The 22,817-nt window shown below is 70.0% G+C and carries 20 protein-coding genes and 2 pseudogenes; 12 read left to right on the top strand and 10 right to left on the bottom strand.

All coding sequences use genetic code 11. The annotated features are described in order from the left end of the window. Positions 1-28: 28 nt before the first annotated feature. The 3 genes from ABZT04_RS00705 (at position 29) to ABZT04_RS00715 (ending at position 5,133) form a co-directional block, all read left to right on the top strand. The gene (locus tag ABZT04_RS00705; protein WP_356051281.1) at positions 29-3,160 is read left to right on the top strand and encodes a molecular chaperone Hsp90; all 3,132 of its coding nucleotides are present in this window, start codon (positions 29-31) and stop codon (positions 3,158-3,160) included. A gap of 138 nt (positions 3,161-3,298) precedes the next feature. Next, the gene (locus ABZT04_RS00710; RefSeq protein WP_356051283.1) at positions 3,299-4,078 is read left to right on the top strand and encodes a calcium-binding protein; all 780 of its coding nucleotides are present in this window, start codon (positions 3,299-3,301) and stop codon (positions 4,076-4,078) included. A 203-nt stretch (positions 4,079-4,281) separates the two neighbouring features. Then, the gene (locus tag ABZT04_RS00715) at positions 4,282-5,133 is read left to right on the top strand and encodes a hypothetical protein (protein ID WP_356051284.1); all 852 of its coding nucleotides are present in this window, start codon (positions 4,282-4,284) and stop codon (positions 5,131-5,133) included. Positions 5,134-5,235: 102 nt separating this feature from the next. Here ABZT04_RS00715 and ABZT04_RS00720 read toward each other — a convergent pair whose 3' ends face one another. Together ABZT04_RS00720 and ABZT04_RS00725 are read right to left on the bottom strand one after the other, a co-directional pair. Next, on the bottom strand, positions 5,236-7,656 hold the full coding sequence (locus ABZT04_RS00720; protein ID WP_356051286.1) for an HAD-IC family P-type ATPase: 2,421 nt from the start codon (positions 7,654-7,656) through the stop codon (positions 5,236-5,238). 95 nt (positions 7,657-7,751) lie between these two features. Beyond that, a complete protein-coding gene (locus ABZT04_RS00725) occupies positions 7,752-8,018 on the bottom strand; it encodes a DUF2530 domain-containing protein (RefSeq protein ID WP_356051288.1) in 267 nt (88 codons plus the stop codon). Positions 8,019-8,150: 132 nt separating this feature from the next. On the opposite strand from ABZT04_RS00725, the gene ABZT04_RS00730 reads away from it, so the two are divergent. Further along, on the top strand, positions 8,151-9,545 hold the full coding sequence (locus ABZT04_RS00730; protein ID WP_356051290.1) for an NCS2 family permease: 1,395 nt from the start codon (positions 8,151-8,153) through the stop codon (positions 9,543-9,545). A gap of 10 nt (positions 9,546-9,555) precedes the next feature. On the opposite strand, the gene ABZT04_RS00735 is transcribed toward ABZT04_RS00730, so the two are convergent. Further along, positions 9,556-9,738: a ribbon-helix-helix protein, CopG family gene (locus tag ABZT04_RS00735; protein WP_356051292.1), complete on the bottom strand. Its 183-nt coding sequence runs from the start codon at positions 9,736-9,738 to the stop codon at positions 9,556-9,558. Between the two features lie 153 nt (positions 9,739-9,891). On the opposite strand from ABZT04_RS00735, the gene ABZT04_RS00740 reads away from it, so the two are divergent. From ABZT04_RS00740 to ABZT04_RS00750, 3 genes and pseudogenes are all read left to right on the top strand, one after another. Next, complete coding sequence (locus ABZT04_RS00740) at positions 9,892-10,329, top strand: MarR family transcriptional regulator (RefSeq protein ID WP_019072529.1); 438 nt, start codon at positions 9,892-9,894, stop codon at positions 10,327-10,329. Positions 10,330-10,355: 26 nt separating this feature from the next. Next, positions 10,356-11,717, top strand: coding sequence for an MFS transporter (locus ABZT04_RS00745; RefSeq protein ID WP_356051294.1), 1,362 nt, complete (start codon positions 10,356-10,358; stop codon positions 11,715-11,717). A 173-nt stretch (positions 11,718-11,890) separates the two neighbouring features. After that, positions 11,891-12,097, top strand: a pseudogene (locus ABZT04_RS00750) (MFS transporter); the annotation flags it as partial. A 296-nt stretch (positions 12,098-12,393) separates the two neighbouring features. Here the strand turns inward: ABZT04_RS00750 and ABZT04_RS00755 are convergent. Continuing rightward, the gene (locus tag ABZT04_RS00755; protein WP_356051296.1) at positions 12,394-12,906 is read right to left on the bottom strand and encodes a GNAT family N-acetyltransferase; all 513 of its coding nucleotides are present in this window, start codon (positions 12,904-12,906) and stop codon (positions 12,394-12,396) included. 26 nt (positions 12,907-12,932) lie between these two features. On the opposite strand from ABZT04_RS00755, the gene thpR reads away from it, so the two are divergent. After that, entirely contained in the window at positions 12,933-13,505 is a 573-nt protein-coding gene (thpR, locus tag ABZT04_RS00760) for an RNA 2',3'-cyclic phosphodiesterase (protein ID WP_356051298.1), read from the top strand. 276 nt (positions 13,506-13,781) lie between these two features. Here thpR and ABZT04_RS00765 read toward each other — a convergent pair whose 3' ends face one another. Together ABZT04_RS00765 and ABZT04_RS00770 are read right to left on the bottom strand one after the other, a co-directional pair. Beyond that, positions 13,782-14,774, bottom strand: coding sequence for an aldo/keto reductase (locus ABZT04_RS00765; protein ID WP_356051300.1), 993 nt, complete (start codon positions 14,772-14,774; stop codon positions 13,782-13,784). A gap of 44 nt (positions 14,775-14,818) precedes the next feature. Continuing rightward, entirely contained in the window at positions 14,819-15,415 is a 597-nt protein-coding gene (locus ABZT04_RS00770) for a Uma2 family endonuclease (protein WP_356051302.1), read from the bottom strand. A 146-nt stretch (positions 15,416-15,561) separates the two neighbouring features. Between ABZT04_RS00770 and ABZT04_RS00775 the strand changes: the two are divergent. Continuing rightward, positions 15,562-16,977: pseudogene (locus tag ABZT04_RS00775) on the top strand (Stf0 family sulfotransferase); the annotation flags it as partial. Here ABZT04_RS00775 and ABZT04_RS00780 read toward each other — a convergent pair. Next, complete coding sequence (locus ABZT04_RS00780; protein ID WP_356051304.1) at positions 16,950-17,720, bottom strand: SGNH/GDSL hydrolase family protein; 771 nt, start codon at positions 17,718-17,720, stop codon at positions 16,950-16,952. The pseudogene ABZT04_RS00775 and the gene ABZT04_RS00780 overlap by 28 nt on opposite strands. Before the next feature lie 111 nt (positions 17,721-17,831). Between ABZT04_RS00780 and ABZT04_RS00785 the strand changes: the two genes are divergently transcribed. Continuing rightward, entirely contained in the window at positions 17,832-18,830 is a 999-nt protein-coding gene (locus ABZT04_RS00785) for a WD40 repeat domain-containing protein (protein WP_356051306.1), read from the top strand. Between the two features lies 1 nt (position 18,831). On the opposite strand, the gene ABZT04_RS00790 is transcribed toward ABZT04_RS00785, so the two are convergent. After that, the gene (locus tag ABZT04_RS00790; RefSeq protein WP_356051308.1) at positions 18,832-19,623 is read right to left on the bottom strand and encodes a TetR/AcrR family transcriptional regulator; all 792 of its coding nucleotides are present in this window, start codon (positions 19,621-19,623) and stop codon (positions 18,832-18,834) included. A gap of 110 nt (positions 19,624-19,733) precedes the next feature. Between ABZT04_RS00790 and ABZT04_RS00795 the strand changes: the two genes are divergently transcribed. Then, positions 19,734-20,729: an ATP-binding cassette domain-containing protein gene (locus tag ABZT04_RS00795; protein ID WP_356051310.1), complete on the top strand. Its 996-nt coding sequence runs from the start codon at positions 19,734-19,736 to the stop codon at positions 20,727-20,729. Next, positions 20,726-21,583: an ABC transporter permease gene (locus ABZT04_RS00800; protein WP_356051313.1), complete on the top strand. Its 858-nt coding sequence runs from the start codon at positions 20,726-20,728 to the stop codon at positions 21,581-21,583. The genes ABZT04_RS00795 and ABZT04_RS00800 overlap by 4 nt, the downstream gene beginning before the upstream one ends. A 30-nt stretch (positions 21,584-21,613) precedes the next feature. Here ABZT04_RS00800 and ABZT04_RS00805 read toward each other — a convergent pair whose 3' ends face one another. Together ABZT04_RS00805 and ABZT04_RS00810 are read right to left on the bottom strand one after the other, a co-directional pair. After that, positions 21,614-22,081, bottom strand: coding sequence for a hypothetical protein (locus tag ABZT04_RS00805; RefSeq protein ID WP_356051315.1), 468 nt, complete (start codon positions 22,079-22,081; stop codon positions 21,614-21,616). A 71-nt stretch (positions 22,082-22,152) separates the two neighbouring features. Continuing rightward, positions 22,153-22,803: a hypothetical protein gene (locus ABZT04_RS00810; protein ID WP_356051317.1), complete on the bottom strand. Its 651-nt coding sequence runs from the start codon at positions 22,801-22,803 to the stop codon at positions 22,153-22,155. Positions 22,804-22,817: the final 14 nt, after the last annotated feature.

The following is a 22,817-nucleotide window of genomic DNA, read 5'->3' on the forward strand; positions in this document are numbered from 1 at the left end:
GCGACGTCGATGAGGAGAGTGAACGTACGTGAGTAAGTTCGTGCGGCCGGCGGCCGAGGGTGCGGACCCGTTCGGGACCGCTCGCCTCAGGCGAGGCGTGCTCGACGCCTGGGCGACCAGCCCCGCGCGGTTCCGGGAGGATGCCAACGCCGAGGAGGATCTGGTCCTCGGGGGGTACCGGGACCGGCTCGTCGTCGAGCTCGCTCAGAACGCCGCCGATGCCGCCGCGCGCGGCAACGTGGCCGGACGGTTGCGGCTCACCCTTCGCGACGGCGTCCTGTGTGCCGCCAACACCGGCGCCCCGCTCGACGCGGCCGGTGTCGAGTCCCTCTCCACCCTCCGCGCGTCCGCGAAACGGGACGCCGGTGACAGCGCGGTCGGCCGCTTCGGTGTCGGCTTCGCCGCTGTCGTCGCCGTGACCGACGAGCCCGCGGTCGTGGGACGGCACGGCGGCGTCCGCTGGTCCCTCGCCGAGGCCCGCGCCCTGGCCGACGAGACCGCCCGGCACAGCCCCGGACTGGGCACGGAGATCCGTCGCCGCGACGGTCATGTCCCGCTGCTACGGCTCCCGTTCGCCGCCGAGGGCAGCGCCCCCGACTCCTACGACACGGTCGTCATCCTCCCGCTGCGCGACACCGCCGCCGAGGACCTCGCCGAGCGACTGCTGGGCGCCGTCGACGACGCGCTGCTGCTCGCCCTGCCGGGGCTGGCCGAGGTCGTCATCGAGATCGGCGACAGCGCGCCCCGCACTCTCACCCGGCGCGGCGACCGCGCCGACACCGTCGTGGACGACACCCGGGACGGCACCACCCGCTGGCGCACCGCCTCCGCGCACGGGACGCTCGCCCCGGAGCTGCTCACCGACCGGCCCGTCGAGGAACGGCTGCGCCCGTACTGGTCCGTCACCTGGGCCGTGCCCGTCGACACCGACGGCACCCCGGCCCGGCCCCGCACCAGCCCCGTCGTGCACGCGCCCACGCCCAGCGACGAACCCCTCGGCGTACCCGCCCTGTTGATCGCCTCCCTCCCGCTCGACACCACCCGCCGGCATGCCGCGCCCGGCCCGCTGACCGACTTCGTGGTGGAGCGGGCGGCGGACGCCTACGTCGAACTCCTCGCCGCCTGGCGGCCGGTGACCCCCGGCATCATCGACCTCGTGCCCGGCCCGCTGGGCAAGGGGGAGTTGGACGGAACGCTGCGGGCGGCGATCCTGGAGCGGCTGCCCCGCACCTCCTTCCTGCCGCCCGCCGTCGAGCCCACGGGCGGCGACGAGGACTCCGAACTCCCCGAGTCGCTACGGCCCCGCGACGCCGAGGTCGTCGAGGGAGCCGGCGCCGACACCGTGCGCGTGCTCGCCGAGGTGCTCCCCACCCTGCTGCCCGCCGGGCTCGAACGACGCGTGGAACTACGGACGTTGGGCGTCGCCCGGGTCCCGCTCACCGACGCCGTCGACCGGCTGGCCGGTCTTGAGAAGGACCCCGGCTGGTGGCGGCGGCTCTACGACAGCCTCGCGGGCGTCGACCCGGACCGGCTGTCCGGGCTGCCCGTCCCGCTCGCCGACGGGCGGACCACCATCGGTCCCCGGCAGGTGCTCCTGCCCACCCCCGACGCCGTCCAGGTGGAGCCCGAGGTCCTCGCCCGGCTCGGGCTGAAGGTCGCCCACCCGGACGCCACCCACCCCCTCCTGGAGAAGCTCGGCGCGCTGCCCGCCGCGCCGCGCGCGGTCCTCACCACACCCCAGGTACGGGCCGCCGTGGCCGCCTCCCTCGACGACGAGGGCGGCGCCGTATGGGATGAAGACACGCCCGGTGCCGAGGAGTTGGCGGACACCGTCCTCGCTCTCGTCCGGGACGCGGGACTCGAACCCGGTGACGAGCCCTGGCTCGGCGCCCTCGCCCTGCCCGACGAGGACGGCGAACTCGCGCCCGCCGGTGAACTGGTCCTGCCCGGCAGCCCGTTCGCCCAGGTGATGCGCGAGGACGAACTCGCCTTCGTCGACTCCGAGTTGGCCGAGCGCTGGGGCGAACAACCCCTCGCCGCCTGCGGAGTTCTCGCCAACTTCGCCCTCGTCCGCGCCACCGACGTCGTCCTCGACCCGGACGAACTGGAGCCCCGCGACAGCGACTTCGCGGAGCCGGACGACCCCGGTCTGCTGGACTCCGTGGACGTCTGGTCGGAGGACGTCCTCGACCGCTTCCCCGACACCCCGGTGCCCCCCGTCGCCACCGAACTCGTCGCCGTACGCGATCTCGACCTCGTCGACGACGACCGCTGGCCCCAGGCTCTCGCCCTCCTCGCCCAGCCCCCGCTGCGCGACGCGATCACCCAACAGGTCCGCGTCCTGCTGCCCGACGGCACGCACGAGGTCGTACGGCCGTACACGGCTTGGTGGTTGCGCGGGCACCCGGTGCTCGACGGCCGCCGCCCGGCCGGTCTGCTGGCAGCCGGCGGGGACCCCTTGTTGCGCGGGCTCTACGACGAGGCCGACGCGACCGGGTTCGACGACGAGCAGGTGCTGCGGGCGCTGGGCGTCCGCACATCGGTGGCCGCGCTGCTCGACGAGCCGGGCGGCGCCGCGGAGTTGCTGGACCGCCTCGCCGACCCGGACCGCGAGGTCACCGGCGCCCAACTGCACGCCCTGTACAGCGCGTTGGCCGGCCTGGACCCGGAACAGGTGACCCTGCCGGACGACCTGCGGGCGGTGGTCGACGGCGAGGTGACGGTCGTGGACGCGGCGGACGCCATGGTCGTCGACTCCCCGGACCTGCTGCCCTTCACCGCCGGCGTCCCGCTCCTGCCCGTACGGCCGTCCAGGGCCGCCGAGTTGGCCGAACTGTTCCAGGTGCGGCGGCTGAGCGAGTCGATCACCGGCTCTGTCGACTCCGAGGGCACCGAGCACGACGTACCGGAGTCCGTACGGGTGCTGCTCGGTCCGCTCACCCCCGCCACCTACGTCGAACACGAGGAACTCGTCGTGGACGGCGTGGAGATCGACTGGCGCCGGACCCGGGACGGAGTACTCCACGCGTCGACCCTGGAAGGGGTCGCCGCCGGTCTCGCCTGGTCGGCCGGGCAGTGGCCCCGACGCTTCGAGGTGGCGGCCCTGCTGGAGGATCCGTCGCGGACGGAGGAACTGGCGCGGGACCGGTGGTTCGACTGAGGGGTGCCGATGCGCGGGCCGGGGATCTTCACGGGTGTTCCGGAAAACTTCCACGATTCGTACAACCATTCCCTTCCGTCGTGGATCTGATCACCTGAGCCACCCGGCTCCACGATCACTTCTCTATCTGGGGAATCCATGCGCATGCGTGCCACCCTCGGCGTCGTCACCGGCGCCCTGGCCCTCTCCGCCCTCGCCGTGCCTGCCGCGCAGGCCGACGACGGCCGGGGAGACACCACGATCTCGGGCGTCGTGGTGAACGGCGGCAAGCCGGTCGTCGTCGGCGCGACCGCGAAGAAGACCATCACGGTCAGCTTCACCGTGAAGGACGCCTCGGGCGTCGGCTGGGCACAGGCGATCCTGTACCACGGCGCGAACATCGACTCGTCCGACAGCGGTGCCGTCGCCAACAGCAGCGACGGCCGCGCCACCTGCACCAAGGTCGACACCACGACGTCGACCTGCAAGTCGACGTTCGACATGAAGCCGGGCTACAACCTGATCAACTCCGTGGCCGGCGGCTGGAAGGTCTGGGCCATCGCCACGGGCAAGGACAACGACTACGTCAAGAAGGACAACGCGAAGACCTTCCAGGTCCAGCGCCTGTCCAAGCTGACGGTCAACGCCACCCCGGAGCCCGTCAAGAAGGGCAAGACCATCACGGTCACCGGCAAGCTGACCCGCGCGAACTGGGACGCCGGTACGTACTCCGGTTACTCCACCCAGCCGGTCAAGCTCCAGTTCCGCAAGAAGAGCGCCACCACCTACACCACGGTCAAGACCATCAAGACCACCTCGACGGGCAGCCTGAAGACCACCGTCAAGGCGACCGTCGACGGCTACTTCCGATACAGCTTCGCGGGCACCACGACCACCCCGGCGGTCAACGCCACGGGTGACTTCGTCGACGTGAGGTAGCCCGGGGATCGGCGAACTGTCAGCACTTCACCATCAGTTCGCAATCCCCGTACAAAACCTGCTCCCGGCGTACAACCCTCCCCACCCGGCGAAGATCAGATCACGTGAGCCAACAGGCTCCGCCATCACTTGGGCCCCGGCGCCGACGACGAGCCGTTCGGAACGACCACCGCGCCGGGGCCCCCTTCCCACCTGGGGAACGCATGCGCATAAGCGCCACAGTGGCCGCCGTCTCCGGCGCCCTGGTCCTCTCCGCCTTCGCCGTACCGGCCGCGCAGGCCGCCGACGCTCCGTCCGGCAAGGCCGCGTTCAGCGCCGCCACCGCGGACGGCACCGCGACCGCCGCGGCCACGCTGAACGTCACCTTCTCGAACGTCAAGGTCAACAGCGGCAAGGCCGTCGTGGTCGGTGCCGCCGCGAAGGTCGCCGTGCCGGTCACGTACACCCTGACGCACGACGCGAGCCTCGACGTCAGCGCCGACAACTTCGCCAGCGGCCCGCTCATCTACCGCGGCAGCTCGATCACCACGCCGAGCAACGAGATCATCAGCGACGACCCGGGCACCTGCACCGCCGCCTCGACGACCGTCCTGAACTGCAAGGCCACCATCTACATCCGCCCGGCCGACGGCGACCTCGCGAACACCGACGCCGGCACCTGGAAGGCGGGCGGCCTCGCCATCGCCTCCAGCGGTGCCACGAAGACCCAGGGCGGCCTGGGCAACGTCCCCGTGACCCGCCTGTCCAAGTTGACGGTCAACGCCACTCCGGAGCCCGTCAAGAAGGGCAAGACCATCACGGTCACCGGCAAGCTGACCCGCGCGAACTGGGACGCCAACAACTACACCGGCTACTCGACCCAGCCGGTGAAGCTCCAGTTCCGCAAGAAGGGCGCCACCACCTACACCACGGTCAAGACCATCAAGACCAGCTCGACCGGCGCCCTGAAGACCACCGTCACGGCGACCGTCGACGGCTACTTCCGCTACAGCTTCGCGGGCACCACGACCACCGCCCCGATCAACGCCACGGGCGACTTCGTCGACGTGAAGTAGTAGTTCAGACGCGGCCCGCGACCCTTTTCAGGGGCGCGGGCCGCCGCCGATTCGCGGCTCCGCCGCGTGGGCGCGACCAGCCCCCACGCACCCGCGGACGAACTACGACGCTTCCCCGCCGAAGCCGAGCGCAGCGGTACCGCGGTCGACCAGTCTCCACGCGAGCTCCAGGGCGACCGCCGCCACCGCCGAGATCCCCACCGCGATCCACGGCATCGTCACCCCGACGAGTTTCAGCGCGAAGAAGTGCTGTAGCCACGGGACGATCAGGACGACCACGAAGGCCGCGCCCATCGAGACGACGAGGGTGACGCGCCACCAGGTGTAGGGGCGGGCGATGATCGCCAGGACCCACATCGAGATCAGGAACAGGGTCAGGGTCGCCGCGCTGGTCTCGGCGTCCAACGAGCCCTTCCCCGTGTACTGGTGACGGGCGATCAGATACGTCACGAAGGTCGCCACCGCGGCTATCACGCCACCCGGGATCGAGTACCGCATCACCCGCCGTACGAAGTGCGGTTGCGCGCGTTCCTTGTTGGGCGCGAGGGCGAGGAAGAACGCCGGGACGCCGATCGTCAGGGTGGAGAGCAGGGTCAAGTGGCGGGGCAGGAAGGGGTATTCGACCCGCCAGCACACCACCAGCACCGCCAGCAGCACCGAGTAGACCGTCTTCACCAGGAACAGCGTCGCCACCCGTGTGATGTTCCCGATGACCCGTCGCCCCTCCGCGACCACCGAAGGCAGCGTCGCGAAACTGTTGTTGAGCAGCACGATCTGCGCGACCGCCCGGGTGGCCTCGGACCCCGAGCCCATGGAGACTCCGATGTCGGCGTCCTTGAGGGCGAGTACGTCGTTGACGCCGTCCCCGGTCATCGCGACCGTGTGCCCGCGCGACTGCAACGCGCCCACCATGTCCCGCTTCTGCTGCGGGGTGACCCGCCCGAACACCGTGCCCGCGTCGAGGGACTTCGCCATCTCCTCCTGGCCCTCGGGGAGTTGGCGGGCGTCGACGACCTGACCGGTGAGCCCGAGCTTCCCGGCCACCGCGCCGACCGACACCGCGTTGTCGCCGGAGATGACCTTGGCGTGCACGTCCTGCTCGGCGAAGTAGCTCAGGGTGTCGGCCGCGTCGGGGCGCAGCCGCTGTTCGAGGACGACCAGCGCGGTCGGCCTGGCTCCCCGCGCGACCCCGGGGTCGTCCAGCTCGCCCGCGACCCGGGCCAGCAGCAGCACCCGTAGCCCCTGCTCGTTGAGCCGTCCGGTCTCGGCGAGCGCGGGATCACCGGCGTCCAGCAGGACGTCGGGCGCCCCGAGCAGCCACGTGCTCGACTCGCCGTTGCCCTCGCTGAAGGACGCCCCGCTGTACTTGCGCGCCGACGAGAACGGCAGCGACTCGACGCAGCGCCACTCCTCGCTGTCCGGGTAGGCGGCGATGATCGCCTGGAGGGAGGCGTTCGGGCGCGGGTCGGACTCGCCGAGCGCGCCCAGGACTTTGCGTACGTACGTCTCGTCGGCCCCGCCGAGCATCCGCAGCTCGGTGACGTCCATGCCGCCCTCGGTGAGCGTGCCCGTCTTGTCGAGGCACACGGTGTCGACACGGGCGAGCCCCTCGATGGCCGGCAACTCCTGGACCAGGCACTGTTTCCGGCCAAGGCGGATGACCCCGATCGCGAAGGCGACCGAGGTGAGGAGGACCAGTCCCTCGGGGACCATCGGGACGATCCCGCCGACCGTGCGCGCGACGGAGTCCTTGAACCCGTGCTGCTTGACGACGAGTTGGCTGATGACCAGGCCGATCGCGGTCGGGATCATCATCCACGTCACGTATTTGAGGATCGTGGAGATACCGGTGCGCAGTTCGGAGTGGACCAGCGTGAACCGCGAGGCTTCCTCGGCGAGTTGGGCCGCGTACGCCTCGCGCCCCACCTTCGTCGCCTCGAACGCGCCACCGCCGGCGACCACGAAACTCCCGGACATGACCGCGTCCCCCGGCCGCTTCACCACCGGATCGGCCTCACCGGTGAGCAGCGACTCGTCGATCTCCAGACCGTCGGCCTCGACGCACTCCCCGTCGACCACGACCTTGTCACCGGGCCCGATCTCGATGAGGTCGCCGAGCACGATCTCGGAGGTGCTCACTTCTACGGCGGCCCCGTCCCGGCGCACGGTCGGCTTCGCCTCGCCGATCACCGCGAGGGAGTCGAGGGTCTTCTTCGCCCGCCACTCCTGGAAGACGCCGATCCCGGTGTTGGCGAGGATCACGTAGCCGAACAGGCTGTCCTGCATCGGCGCCACGAACAGCATGATCAGCCAGAGCACGCCGATGATCGCGTTGAACCGGGTGAAGACGTTGGCGCGGACGATCTCGCCGAGGGAACGGCTGCTGCGCACCGGGACGTCGTTGACCTCCCCGCGCGCCACCCGTTCGGCGACGTCGGCGGCGGTGAGCCCGCGCGCCCGCGTGGCCGGAAAGGGCACGGGGTGCACAGGGTCGAGTTCGGCGCCCGCGTCGGTGTGCGTCATGCATTCGACGGTACGTGCCGATTTACGGCTTCACCCGCCGAGTGCCCGGAAGATCCGACCTGGGGATGAGCGACGTAGTGCGCAGGCAGTACGGCCTACTCGGCCGGCTCCTTCTCCGGTGCCGTCGCCCGCTTGATCGCCGCGTCCCGACCGCGGACGTACCAGATGCCGATCAGCCCGAGCCCGGCCCCGGCCAGGCAGGTCCACAGCCACCACAGATGGCCGTGGTCGTCGAACCAGCCGTAGAACGGGAGCTGGACCAGGAAGAGGACGAACCAGAGGATCGTGCCGCCGATGATGGTCGGGACGATCGGGCCCTCCAGGGGCTCCGGTGCCTCGTGTGTCGGTGTCCACTTCGCCATGGGCACAGCTTACGAGGCACCGCAAGAGCCGTTGATCCTTGCACGGTCTACGCGCGGAGATAGCGCTGACGTCTTCATATGTTCATACTGAAACGGTTTCCGTCTGTCCACTTCTGCTCGTAGGAACATCCAATGCAGACCGCCCTCGACCGCTACTTCAAGATCTCCGAACGGGGCAGCACGCTCGCGCGCGAGGTCCGGGGCGGCTTCGCCACCTTCTTTGCGATGGCGTACATCATCGTGCTGAACCCGATCATCCTGGGCAGCGCGAAGGACATGTACGGGCACCACCTCGACAACGGCCAACTGGTCACCGCCACCGCCGTCACGGCCGCTTTCACCACCCTCCTCATGGGTGTCATCGGCAACGTCCCGATCGCGCTGGCCGCCGGACTGGGTGTGAACTCCGTCGTCGCCCTCCAGCTCGCGCCCCGCATGTCATGGCCGGACGCGATGGGCATGGTCGTCCTGGCCGGCCTGGTCGTGATGCTGCTGGTCGCCACCGGGCTGCGCGAGCGCGTCATGAACGCGGTGCCCTACGGCCTGCGCAAGGCCATCTCGATCGGTATCGGCCTGTTCATCATGCTGATCGGGCTCGTGGACTCCGGGTTCATCAGCCGCATCCCGGACGCCGCCCAGACCACCGTCCCGCTCCAGCTCGGCGCCGACGGTCACCTCAACGGCTGGCCGGTCCTGATCTTCATCCTCGGTGTGCTGCTCACGCTCGGCCTGATCGTCCGCAAGGTGTCCGGCGCGATCCTCATCTCGATCGTCACGATGACCGTCCTCGCGGTGATCGTGAACGCGGTCGCGACGATCCCCTCCTGGGGTCTGACCACCCCGAAGTGGCCCGGAAACCCGGTCGCCACCCCCGACTTCGGGCTGATCGGCAAGTTCAGCCTCTTCGGCGGCTTCTCCAAGGTCGGCGTGCTGACCGGCGTCCTGTTCGTCTTCACGGTCCTGCTGTCGTGCTTCTTCGACGCGATGGGCACGATCATGGGCATCAGCGACGAGGCGAAGCTGACCGACGGCGAGGGCAACATGCCCGGCATCAACAAGGTCCTCTTCGTCGACGGCATCGCGGTCGCCGCGGGCGGCGCCAGCTCCTCCTCCGCCACCACCTGCTTCGTGGAGTCCACGGCCGGTGTCGGTGAGGGAGCCCGCACCGGCTTCGCGAACGTCGTCACCGGCGCCCTCTTCGCCGTGGCGCTGTTCCTGACGCCCATCGCCACGATGGTCCCCTCCCAGGCGGCCACCCCCGCGCTGCTCGCGGTGGGCTTCCTGATCCTGGCGGGCTCCGTCAAGGAGATCGACTGGGCCGACTACACGATCGCGATCCCGGCCTTCATCACGATGGTGATGATGCCGTTCACCTACTCGATCACCAACGGCATCGGCATGGGCTTCATCACCTTCGTGGTGCTGCGCCTGGTGGCGGGCCGGGGCCGGGAGGTCCCGGTGCCGATGTACGTCGTGGCGGCGGTGTTCGGCTTCTACTACCTGATGCCGGCCCTGGGTCTGACCTGACCGGTGCGGGTCACGTGACCCCGTAGAACTTCTCTGTCTCCTCGACGGCGCTCTGGAACCGCTCGTCGAAGTCGTCCCGAATGAGCGTCCGGACCACATAGTCCTGGACGCTCATTCCCCTTTTCGCCGCATGGGGCCGGAGCCGTTCGAGCAGCTCCCCGTCTATCCGCAGGCTGAGCACGCTGGTCCCCATGAAGACGAGGGTCGGGGGCGGTCCCGGGCGCCGTGTCACGTTCCGCTCGCGGATCACTCATATGGGTGATGGAAGGGTTCAGTGGTCAGGGTCACGGGCACTCTGGCGTGTTCGAGTGGTCTTTAGCGAGAGTAATGAGTTAAGCTAAAGAACATGCCGGACCTAACCCATGGCGACGACGCTGCCGCTGTGAACTCCCTGCGATCAGCCGTGATGCGGTTGTCCCGTCGACTCAAGCACCAGCGGGTCGACGAGTCACTGAGCCCCACCGAGATGTCGGTGCTGGGCACCTTGTCCAACTGCGGCAGTGCGACCCCTGGCGAGCTCGCTCGCAAGGAGCATGTGCAGCCGCCCTCGATGACCCGCATCGTCGCGCTGCTCGAAGCCAAGGGCCTGGTCCAGCTCGAACCGCACCCCGAGGACCGGCGCCAGAAGGTGGTCACCAAGACCCCCCAGGCCGAGGCGATGCTCGAAGAGAGCCGCCGCAAGCGCAACGCGTTCCTGGCCGGTCTGGTCGACGGCCTCGACGAGGACGAGTGGGCGAAGATCGTCGCCGCCGCCCCCGTGCTGGAGAAACTCGCACATCTGTAACCACGCTCTATGTAGGAGGCGACCTTTTGAGTTCGGGACCCGGAGCAGACTCCGCCCCCGCGCCAGCCACTCCCGATTCCCTGCCCGCCCCTGACACCACTGGTAAGTCCTCGATGTTCAGCTCGCTGAAGATCCGGAACTACCGCCTGTTCTTCATCGGCCAGGTCGTCTCCAACACCGGCACCTGGATGCAGCGCATAGCTCAGGACTGGTTGGTCCTGAGCCTCACCGGCTCCTCGGCCGCCGTCGGTATCACGACAGCCCTCCAGTTCCTGCCGATGCTGCTCTTCGGGCTCTACGGCGGTGTCCTCGTCGACCGGCTGCCCAAGCGCCCCACGCTGCTCGTCACCCAGTCCGCGATGGCCCTCACCGGCCTGGCGCTCGCCTTCCTCACCCTCTCCGGCCACGTCCAGGTCTGGCACGTCTACGTCGCCGCCTTCGCCGTCGGCCTCGCCACGGTCGTCGACAACCCGGCCCGCCAGTCCTTCGTCTCCGAGATGGTCGGCCCCGGCCAACTGCAGAACGCGGTCAGCCTCAACTCGGCCAACTTCCAGTCCGCCCGCCTGATCGGCCCCGCCGTCGCGGGCGTCATGATCACCGGCGTCGGCACCGGCTGGGCGTTCGTCGCCAACGGCCTGTCCTTCGTCGCGCCGATCGCCGGCCTGCTGATGATGCGGGCGCGCGAACTGCGCACGGTCGAGCGCGCCCCACGCGGCAAGGGCCAACTGCGGGAAGGGCTCCAGTACGTCGCCGGGCGCCCCGACCTCGTCTGGACGATCGTCCTGGCCGGGTTCATCAGCACCTTCGGCTTCAACTTCCCGGTCTTTCTCTCGGCCTTCGCGAACGACGTCTTCCACGCGGGCGCAGGCTCCTACAGCCTCTTCAACACCCTCATGGCGGTCGGCTCCCTGGCCGGCGCCCTCCTCGCGGCCCGGCGCGGCACGGCCCGGATGCGGGTGATGATCGGCGCGGCGGTGGCCTTCGGCACGCTGGAGCTGGTCGCGGCGACGGCCCCCTCCCTCTGGCTGTTCGCCCTGCTCATGGTCCCCGTCGGCATGTTCGGCATGACGGTCAACGTCACCGCCAACACCACCGTCCAGATGGGCACCGACCCCGCCATGCGGGGCCGCGTGATGGCCCTCTACATGATGGTGTTCATGGGCGGCTCACCCATCGGCGCCCCCATCGCCGGCTGGGTCACCGACACATACGGAGTCCGAGCGGGCCTCGCGTCCGGCGGCGCGATCGCCGCGGGCGCGGCGATCGTCATCGGCCTGGTCCTGGCCCGCGTCGGCGACCTACGCCTGACGGTGGGCTGGCAGGGCGGGCATCCGCAGGTGCGGTTCGTCCCTAGGCGGGACCGGGAGGAATTGGCGACGGCTGTGTGACGTCGGTCCTGGCAGGTTCGGCCGAACGACCGGCAGTCCGGTCGTCCGGCCTGTCTGCCCCGTCCGTTCGGCTGGGCCCGACCTGGGCGGCCTGACCTGCCCGGCCGTCCCGTCCGGTCGGCCCGACCTGTCCCGCCATCCGTCTCGGTCCGGTCCGGCTCGTTCATAGGCGCCCTATCGCCGGCTGGATCACCGACGTGTACGGCGTTCGGGCGGGCCTCGTGGTCGGCGGCGCCATCGCCGCAGGTTCGGCCGTCACCATCGGCCTCGTCCTTACCCGCGTCGGTGACCTGCGCCTCACGGGCGGCCGGCATGACGGCCACCCGCAGGTGCGGTTCGTCCCGGGACAACGCCGGGAGGAACTGGCTACGGCCGTGTGACTTCCGGCCCGTCCGACTGGCCTGACCTGTCCAACCCGCTTGGCCCCAGGCCGACTGTCTGGCCGTCCGGCCAGTCTGTTTGCCCCGTCCGGCTGGCCGGATCAGGTCGGCCCGATCTGTCCGACCGTCCGCCCGGCTTGTCCCGCCCGGCCGTCTGGCCCGACTTGTCCTGCCCGTCCGTCCTGGCCGTCCGTCCTTTCGGCTCGCCCCGTCTGACCAGACGACCGTCCGCCCGACCGTCTGTCCGTCCGACAACCGGCTCGTCCGGCCAACCCGGTTTGGTCCGGAGGGCGGAGCTACACCCTCCGCGCCAGCACCTGCCCCGGCCAGGCATCCTCGCCGACCGTGAAGGCCTCCGTCGCGGTGAACCCGTTGTTCTCGTAGTAGGCGACGAGCTTGCGGTCGTCGCCCGCGTAGCAGTCCACTCGGAGCAGGGAGATTCCGGCTCGCCGAGTGGTCTCCGCCGCGTGTGTCAGTAGCGCGCTGCCGACGCCGTGGCCCTTGAAGCGGCGGTCGGAGGCGAGGAGGTGGATGTAGCGCTCGGGTTCGTCGGCGGCTTTGAGATACGGGCCCGGTGAGTCGGTGAGGGTGAGCGTGCCGGCCGGGGTGCCGTCGATCTCGGCGATGTAGGGGGAGCCCTGAGTGATGTAGCGCTCCACCATCGCCACGGCCTTCGGGTCCGCCGACCACGGCGTGCTGCCCCACTGCCCCGTGCGGCCCTGTGTGACCAGCCAGGCCACGGCGCTGTCGAGCATGCCGAGTATCGCGGGGATGTCGTCGGGGCCGCCGTCTCTGATGCTGATAGCCATGTCCTCATGGTGGCAGGCTGAGCCGCATGAGACTCTTCGCCGCGGTACTTCCCCCGGAGGACGTCACCGCCGAACTCGCTTCCACAGTGGCCGAGTTGAAGACCCTCCCGGGCGCGGACGGCCTGCGCTGGACCGGCCGCCCCGGCTGGCACTTCACCCTCGCCTTCTACGGCGAGGTCGACGACGGCGTCGTAGTGGAACTGTCGGCCCGCCTGGAGCGCGCCGCGCGGCGGACCGAGCCGTTCGGGCTGGCGGTGCGCGGGGGCGGGCAGTTCGGGCACGGGCGGGCGTTGTGGGCGGGGGCGGAGGGGGATCTCGCGAACCTGCGGCTGCTGGCGGCCCGGTGTGAGGCGGCGGGGCGGAAGGCCGGGGTGGAGATGGGGGACCACCGGCGTTACCGCGCCCACCTCACCCTGGCCCGGAGCCGGGAAGCGGTGGACGTACGGCCGTATCTCGACCGGCTCGGTGATTTCGCGGGCCGGGCGTGGACGGTGGACGAGCTGGTCCTCGTGCGGAGTGACCTGCCTAGGTCCGGGGTCCAGGGGGAGCAACCGCGGTACGAGGCGGTCGCCCGCTGGGGGTTCGGGGTGGGCGGTTAGGCTCGGGTACGTGGACCCGAAAACCCGGAACCGGATCATGGCCGGTGCGCTTGTGCTGTTGTTCGTCGTGGTTGCGGTGGCGGCTGCGGTCGGTCGGTGAGGACGGGGGGGACTGACGCGACGAGAGACGCGGGAGGCGCGGGGGGCGCAGAAGGCGCGGGGACTGCGCCACTCGATGTCACAGCCCCGCGCCTCTGAACCCGCGCCTCTGAACCCGCCTCCCTGAACCCGCGTCCCTGAACCCGCGTCCCCGAAGGGACGCCTGCCCTCACGGCATTACCAGGCGAAGGCCTCGGGAGACGGGCCCGGTCCCGGGAAGATCTCGTCCAGCGAGGCGAGGAGTTCCTCGCTCAGGTCCAGTTCCACGGCGCGCAGCGCGGAGTCGAGTTGCTCGGCGGTGCGGGGGCCGACGATCGGGCCGGTGACACCGGGACGGGTCAGCAGCCAGGCCAGCGCTGCCTCGCCGGGCTCGATGCCGTGCTTGTCGAGGAGATCCTCGTAGGCCTGGATCTGGGCACGTGAGGCCGGGTTGGCGAGGGTGTCGGCGGCCCGGCCGGAGGCACGGCGTCCGCCCTGGATCTCCTTCCTGATGACCCCGCCCAGCAGACCGCCCTGGAGCGGCGACCAGGGGATGACCCCGAGGCCGTACTCCTGCGCGGCCGGGATGACCTCCATCTCGGCGCGGCGCTCGGCGAGGTTGTAGAGGCACTGCTCACTGACGAGGCCGATGGTGCCGCCGCGGCGGGCGGCGATCTCGTTGGCCTGGGCGATCTTGTAGCCGGGGAAGTTGGAGGACCCGACGTAGAGGATCTTGCCCTGCTGGATGAGGGTGTCGATCGCCTGCCAGATCTCCTCGAAAGGCGTGGCCCGGTCGACGTGGTGGAACTGGTAGATGTCGATGTAGTCGGTCCCGAGCCGCTTGAGGCTGGCGTCGACGGCCCGCCGGATGTTCACGGCGGAGAGCTTGTCGTGGTTGGGCCAGGCGTCGCCCTCGGCGGCCATATTGCCGTAGACCTTGGTGGCGAGGACCACCTTGTCGCGGTGGACGGGGCTCTTGGCGAACCAGCTCCCGATGATCTCCTCGGTCCGCCCCTTGTTCTCACCCCAGCCATACACGTTCGCGGTGTCGAAGTAGTTGATACCGGCGTCCAGTGCCGCGTCCATGATCGCGTGACTGTCCGCCTCGTCGGTCTGCGGACCGAAGTTCATCGTCCCGAGGACGAGCCGGCTGACCTTGAGGCCTGTGCGTCCGAGCTGCGTGTACTTCATGAGTGACTAGCCAACGACTTCGAGTGCGCTCTACGCAAGGGGGGTCAGTCGCGGGGGAAGTCGTCGGTCTTGAGAGTGAAGCCCAGGGGGGTGGTGGTCAGGTCGACGTCGGTTCCGTATTCGACCCGCAACTCGCACTGGTAGTCGCCGTTCTTGGGCTCGGTGTAGAGGGTGCACCTGCCCTGGTAAGGATCGGCGACGAGGTAAACGGGGATCCCGGCGACCGCGTAGGCCGTTTTCTTGGGCCCGTAGTCATTGGGCGCCGTCCCCTTCGAGATGACCTCTCCGACGAACTCGATGTCCGCGTACTGCCAGCGGCCCGCCTTGTCCTTCGCCGCGCCGTCGCGAAACTTGGCCACGTCGGGGCAGAAGCCGTTCTGGTGACCGGGGAAGTCGACCCGGACATCGGAGAAAATCCGTGCGTGCCGCCTGCCGAAACGGTCCTCGAGAGCCCAGAGGATCTCGCGAATGGTTTCCCAGTGGATGTCCCGCTGCGGAGTCATGTAGACGTAGCCCCCGACGACCTCGACCTTGTATCCCTCGGGGACCGGCAGTCGCTCAAGCCGCTCGAACCATTCGTCCAAGCGCTCGGTGTTCTCGTCGGCCATGTCGATCTCGACCCTGTCTTCCAGGACGGTCATCTGGCGCTCCTCCCCGGCTGCCCCCATGAACGAGTGCAGCCGCGCGGTACAACGATACGCACGGTGACCCCGTAACGCAGCGATCACGCCATCGACCGTCGATATCCGGTTTGCCGCCCCCGCCTCCATCCCCGACCCTGTCCCCCGTGACCCACCCGACGGACAAACAGACCTACCTCATCTGCGCCACCCCCCGAACCGGCAGCTCCCTCCTCCTCGGTCTGCTCGACTCCACCGGCGTCGCCGGACACCCGCAGGCCTACTTCCGGGTGCCGGACGAGGTGGCGTGGGCCGAGCGGTGGGGGATCGGGCACACGTCCCAAGGGGCCCTGGACTACGGCGACTTCGTGAGGGCCGCACTGGCGGCGGGCCGGACCGGCAACGGGGTCTTCGGGGCCAAGCTCATGTGGGGGACGCAGGCCGAGCTGACCCACAGACTCGAGGACCTGCACCCCGACCTCGCCGGGGACGAACTGCGGCTGCTGGAGCGGGAGTTCGGGCCGGTCAGGTTCGTTCATCTGCGCCGGGACGACATCCTCGCCCAAGCGGTGTCCTGGCTGCGGGCCGAGCAGACCGGTGTCTGGTTCATCGGAGGGAAGGGCGAGATCGGAGGGGGAGGGGACCCCACGAGGGGGCGGCCGCGCTTCGACCGCGACGCCCTCACCCGCACCATGCGGACCATCGAGGAGCACAACGCCGGGTGGGAACGGTGGTTCGAGACCTACGGCATTGAGCCGTACCGGCTCCGGTACGAGGACCTCGCCGCCGATCCGTCCGCCGCCACCCACGGCGTCCTCGACTTCCTCGGACTCGGAACCTGTCTCCCGCCCGGAGGGCAGCAGCTCACCCCCAGTCACCACCGCCAGGCCGACCGCCTCAACGAGGAGTGGATCGCCCGGTACCGGCTACTGCCCCTCGTCCGGGGGGTGTTCGGGGACGATCTGCTCGGGGTCTGTCTGCACGGGTCGGCCGTAGTCGGTGGTGGTGGCCTGCGGCCGGACAGTGATCTCGATGTGCTCGTCGTCGTGCGGCGGCGGATGAGTCAGGATCAACGCCGGTCGTTGGTGGGTGAGTTGATGGCGGTCTCCGGTGGGGGCAGCCGACCCGTCGAGCTGATCGTCGTCGTACAGGACGAGGTACGGCCCTGGCGGTATCCACCCAACTGCGAGTTCCTGTACGGGGAATGGCTGCGGGCCGGGTTCGAGTGCGGGGTCGTACCGGAGCGTGAAGTGAGCCCCGATCTCGCGCCGTTGCTCACCATGGCGCTGCTCGGGGACGCCCCGCTGCACGGTCCGCCGCCCGCCGAACTTCTCGACCCCGTCCCGCACGCCGACCTGCTGCGCGGGATCCTCGCCGGGGTGCCGGGGCTCATGGACGACCTGGACACCGACACCCGCAACGTCCTGCTGACCCTCGCCCGGGTCTGGACCACCCTCGCCACCGGCACCATCCGGTCCAAGGACGGTGCTGCCGACTGGGCGCTCGAACGGCTCCCGGTGGCGCACCGGCCCGTGCTGGAGCTGGCGCGGGACGGCTACCTCGGGCGCCGCGAGGACCGGTGGGAGGACCTTCTGCCGGAGGCGCGAGAGTGCGCCGGGTTGCTCGTGTCGGGGATCGAGTCCGAGCCGTCGTACTCCCCGTACTCCCCGCCCAGCCCCCACGCCTGATGCATCGCCCCCGCGAACGCCCCGGCGATGCGGTGTTCGCCGGAGGCGTTGGGGTGGGTGCCGTCGTAGGTGTCGTGGGTGACGTCGTACGCGTCGGGGAGGGAGGCCAGGAGGAGGGGGGAGCGTGGGTCGTCCAGGTCGGCGACCGCCTTTGCCTGGAGTTCGTTGAAGAGGGCGACCTCGGTGGCGAAGGGGGTGTCCGTCCGGGCGCGGACGTTCGGGATCACCGGCAGGAACACCATCCGTATGGACGGCTTGGCGGCGCGGGCCTCCGCCACGAAGGAGCGCAGGTTGTCGGCCGTCTGGGGCGCGTTCGTGTAGAAGCCCAGGTCGATCAGGCCGAGCGAGACCAGCAGGACGTTCGCCCGCTGTGTGCGCACCGCCTCGCCGATCAGCGGGGCCATGTGCAGCCAGCCCTCGCCCCAGCCGGCGAGGTGGAAATGCGGGAAGTCGGGGTCGGCGTACTCGTACGACGTGGGCGTGTCCGTCGCCTTGTCGTACAGCGTCTCGCGCGGGCCGACCACGGCGAACGGGCCGCCGTAGGTCGCGCGCAGGTGCTGCCAGATCCGGTAGCGCCATGTGTGTTCGCCCGCGCTCCCGATCGTCATGGAGTCGCCTACGGGCATGAACCTGAGCATCCGCTCATGATGGACGATCGATCGCCGATCGACAGAACGGGTGCGGTGTGAGGCCCACCACGCCACCGGCCCACCACGTCACCTGGCCGCACCGCCTGGCAGGCTTGGGGCATGCGTCGCTTCCTCGCGTTCCTCGGCGCCGGCCTCCTCGTCGGCGCGCTCGCCCTCCCCGCAGCAGCAGCCCCCGCCGACGACGGTGGCGGCAAGGGCGACAAGGGGTTCACGATCGAGGACTCCCGGATCACCGAGTCCAGCGGGCTCGCCGCCTCGCACCTGCACCCCGGCATCTACTGGACGCACAACGACAGCAACGACGGCCCGTACATCTACGCCGTCGACAGCAGTACCGGAAAGACGGTCGCCACGGTCACGTTCAGCGGGGTCGGCAAGCCGCGTGACGTCGAGGCCATCTCCATCGGCCCGGACAACGAGATCTACGTCGGCGACATCGGCGACAACCTCGACGGGACCTGGCCCTACGTCTGGATCTACAAGCTGCCCGAGCCGAAGGTGCTCAAGGACCAGACGATCCGGGCCACGCAGTACGTCGTGAAGTACTCGGACGGGGCGCGCAACGCCGAGTCGCTGATCGTGCACCCCAAGACCGGGCGGGTCTACATCATCGACAAGAAGGAGGACGGCGGCCACCTCTTCGAGGGCCCGGCCACGCTCTCCTCCTCGGGCACCAACTACTTCAAGCCCATCGCCGCCGTCGACCTCTGGGCCACCGACGCCGCCTTCTCACCCGACGGCCAACAGCTCGCCGTACGCGGCTACTTCGGCGGTGTCTACTACGACTGGAACGGCGGGAAGATCAAGCGCGAGGGCCGTCTCGACGTGCCGTTGCAGGGGCAGGGGGAGTCCGTCAGCTACTCCGCCGACGGGACCAAGCTGATGTACGGGAGTGAGGGCACTGATAGTCCCGTGCAGGCCGAGGATGTCCCGGGCGGTAGCTCGGGTTCCTCCAAGTCGCCTTCCGAGGGCGGGAGTTCGGCGAGTGGCGATGGTAGTGGCGGTGGCACGGGGAATAACGTGAAGGTGGGTGCCGTGGCCGTCGTGGTCATCTGCGGGGTGGTGTTCGGGCTGCGGCGCCGGAGCCGTCGTAGCTGAACTACCCTGCCTCGCCGCGCTGTTGGACCAGGACCTCCAGCCCGTCCAGGATGCGCCCCAGCCCGAACTCGAAGTGGTCGAAGCCCGCCGTGAAGGCGAAGGTGTCGGGGGAGAGGGACGCGAGGGTGGGGTAGGCGCCGGTCGCCATGGCCTTCTCCAGCGCCGGGACCTGGGCGCCGTAGAACTCCGCGTCGCTCAGGCCGGTGCTGCGGGCCGCCTCCTCCTGGTGGACCTGGGTGCGGGCGGCGCCGACGACATACCCGTCGATCATGACGACCGTCGAGACGAGTTCCGGGTCGGTCAGGCCCATCGGGCGGATACGGCCGAGCAGGTGTTCCAGGGTGGCGAGGGCGCGGGGGCCCAGCAGCGGACGTGACTGGTTGACGCGCAGCAGCCAGGGGTGGCGGCGGTGGACGGCGAGCGCGTCGCGGGCCGCGCTCTCCAGGGCGGCACGCCAACTGCCCGTGTCCGTATCGCCGTTGGGGCGCTCGGGGAAGCGGACGCGGTCCAGCATCAGGTCGAGGAGTTCGGCCTTCCCGGGGACGTACCGGTACAGGGACATCGCGCCGGTGCCCAACTCGGTGGCGACGCGGCGCATGGAGACCGCGTCGAGTCCCTCGGCATCCGCGATGTGGATGGCCGTGTCCACGATCCGGTCGACGCTCAGGCCGGGTTTCGGGCCTCGGCTGGGGCGGGGGCCGGTGTCCCACAGCAGTTCGAGGGTGCGGTCGATGTCACCACTGCCGCTGGAATCCGTCCCGTTCGCGGTCCCGTTCGCCGGCCTGCTCGTCATGGGGGGAGTGTAGATCCCGGGCATCGAAACCGAGTACACCGTACGCGTTATCGGATACGGTGCACTCAGTTCGGAGTCAGCGGGGAACAGGGAGTGGGGAGGAGGGACCGATGAGCGGCGAATACGTCGTGTGGGCCGAAGGGCTGGAGAAGCGCTACGGCGACAAACGCGCCCTCGACGGCTTCGACCTGGCCGTCCGCGAGGGCACCGTGCACGGTCTGCTCGGCCCGAACGGCGCCGGCAAGACCACCGCCGTGCGCATCCTCTCCACGCTCGTCCGGCTCGACGGCGGCCGGGCGTCCGTCGCCGGTCTCGATGTGGCCCGGCAGCCGCGCCAGGTGCGGTCCCGGATCGGGCTGACCGGGCAGTACGCGGCGATCGACGAGATCCTCACCGGCCGGCAGAACCTGGAGATGTTCGGCCGGCTCTTCCATCTGGGGCGCAGGCGGGCCAAGTTGAGGGCGGCCCAACTCCTGCGCCAGTTTGACCTGGAGGCCGCAGCCGACAAGGGCGCCGGTGGCTACAGCGGTGGTATGCGGCGGCGCCTGGACCTCGCCGCGTCGATGATCCTCGCCCCGGCCGTCCTCTTCCTGGACGAACCGACCACCGGCCTCGACCCGCGCAGCCGGGGTGAAGTCTGGGAAGCGGTACGGCAGTTGGTGGCCGACGGTACGACGGTCCTCCTCACCACCCAGTACCTGGAGGAGGCCGACCGGCTCGCCTCCCGCATCACCGTCATCGACCAGGGCCGCGCCATCGCCGACGACACCCTCGACGGTCTCAAGAACCGCGTCGGCGGTGACCGCGTCGAGGTCGTGGTGCGCGAACCCGCCCACATCCCCTACGCGTTGCAGGCGGTCGCCCGGGTCGCCCACGGCGGCCAGCCGGAGGCCGACATGGGGGAGTTGCGGGTCCACGCACCCGTGGCCGACCGGGTTGGCTCCCTGACCGAAGTGGCCCGGTTCCTCCAGCAGTTCGGCGTCCCGGTGGAGGACATCGGTCTGCGCCGACCGAGCCTGGACGATGTGTTCCTACGGCTGACGGGCCGTCGTACGGAGGAAGAGCCGGAGCCGGTCGAGGAGATCGAGGGGGCGGTGGTGGCATGAGCGGCGGTGTGTCGACGGCGGACGGGGTGACCGGGCGCACGTACCGCAGACGTCCCCAGCACGGCCGGCTGTTCTGGACGGTCGCCGACTGCTGGAACGTGGTCCGCCGCGGGCTGACCCACTACCGGCGTCAACCGGTCAGCATCCTCTGGCAGTTGGGCTTCCCGATCCTGTCCGTGCTGCTGTACGGGTACGTGTTCGGCAAGGCCATCCAGGTACCGGGCGGCGGGGACTACAAGGCGTTCCTGATGCCGGGGATGTTCGTGATGACGGTCGCCATGGGGTTCGTCTCCACGGCGACGATCTTCGTGAACGACTCCAAGAAGGGGGTCATCGACCGGTTCCGCTCCATGCCGATGGCGCCGTCCGCGGTGGTGGCCGGGCGCGGTGCGACCGATCTCGTCGTCTCCTGCGCGGAGTTGGGCATCATGATGGCCACGGCGTACGGCATGGGCTGGCGCCCGGAACCGGGGTCGGGGCTCGGCTTCGCGAAGGCCGTCGTCCTGCTGCTTTCCCTGCGCTTCGCTCTCATCTGGGTCGGCGTCTGGCTGGGGTTTCTGCTGCCCGGCCCCGAGCAGGTGGGCGGCCTCTTCGCGATCGTCTTCCCGCTGACGATGATCTCCAGCATCTACGTCTCCCCGCAGCAGATGCCCCACTGGCTCGGCCAGGCCGCCCTCTGGAACCCCCTCTCCTCGACGGCCGGCGCCACCCGAGCCCTCTTCGGCGCGCCGACCGGCCAGGGCACGTCCTGGCCGGAACAGCACGCGCTACTGCTCGCGGGGGCATGGCCGGCCGCGCTGACCCTGCTGTTCCTGCCGCTGGCGGTACGGAGGTTCCGGCGGCTCAGCCGGTAGCCGAGAAGCGGGAGTTCCTACGTTGTGGCCCTAGAACGGGGCGCAGAGATTCGCGTTGCTGCTGCAGGCGCGGAGGTTCGGGTCCCATGAGGTGTTGGAGCTGGAGAAGTACACCTCCGGGACCCAGCCCCAGTTGCCGTTGTCCGCCTCGGTGAAGGCCCAGGCGTCGTTGCAGTAGCTGCCTGAGCAGAACTGGGAGCTCAGGGTGTCGCCGCGGAACCAGTTGCTGTTGGCGCTGTTGACGGTGCCCACGAGGGTGCTGGACCCCGGTGCCGAGCGCACTCCGATGCTGCCGCCCCACAGACGGCAGTAGTTCACCACACCGGCGCCGTGGTGGGTTCCGGCCTCGATGTAGGAGTAGGTGACGTTGCAGGCCGTGTCGTACTGCGCCCCGGACGGGGCGGCGGAGGCCGGGGCGGCGGTGACGCCCAGGGCCGTGGCGACGGACGCGGCCAAGACGGCGAACGTGGCGGTCAACGACTTCGCTGTTTTCCTCACGGGTTTCTCCTCATGGTCGTAGAAACACGGTCGTGGTGATGGTCGTGGTGACGGTCGTGGTCGGGGATGTCTCAGCCGCGCAGGGCGTACGTTCCCGAGCCCTGGCCGAGCGTCAGGTTGCGGCGTCCGATGCGGTCGGCGAGGCGCGTGAGGCGGGCGTCGGACGGCGGGACGTCGATCTGGAAGTGGGCCTCGTAGGGGGTGTTGAAGGTGCCGCCCCACCGCACCACGCCCGCGCAGTCGGCCACGATGTCGGCGATGGCGGCGCGTTGCGCGGGGAAGAGGGTGCCGGTCGCGCCCGGCGGATGGGCGCCCGGGAGGATGGCGATCGCGGTGCCGGAGGCGTAGTTGGTCCGGAAGCCGGTCAGGCCCCGGGGTGCCTGGAAGCCCTGGACGTCGTCCGGCCCGAGCGCCGCGATCTCGTAGTGGTAGCGGCTGATCACATGGACGAGCACGGCGGAGACGGCGCCGACCCGCATCGCGACGCGGGCGCCGGTGCCGGGTATGGCTCTGGTCCATACGGCGCCGCCGATGTCGGCGCCCTTCTCCATGGGCCAGCCGTTCGCGCTGGTGGCGCCGGTGCGTGGATGGGCCAGGGGGGAGGGCCCGTCCGCTGCCGTCGCGGAGGTGGCGAGTCCGGGCAACGCCACGACGGCGCAGGCGAGTCCGGTGGCCGTGCGCAGCAGCACGCGCCGGGTCGGGGCAGGGCTGGGTAGGGACATGGCGAGGCTCCGGG

Source organism: Streptomyces sp. NPDC005492 (genome assembly GCF_040605995.1).
Lineage (GTDB): Bacteria > Actinomycetota > Actinomycetes > Streptomycetales > Streptomycetaceae > Streptomyces.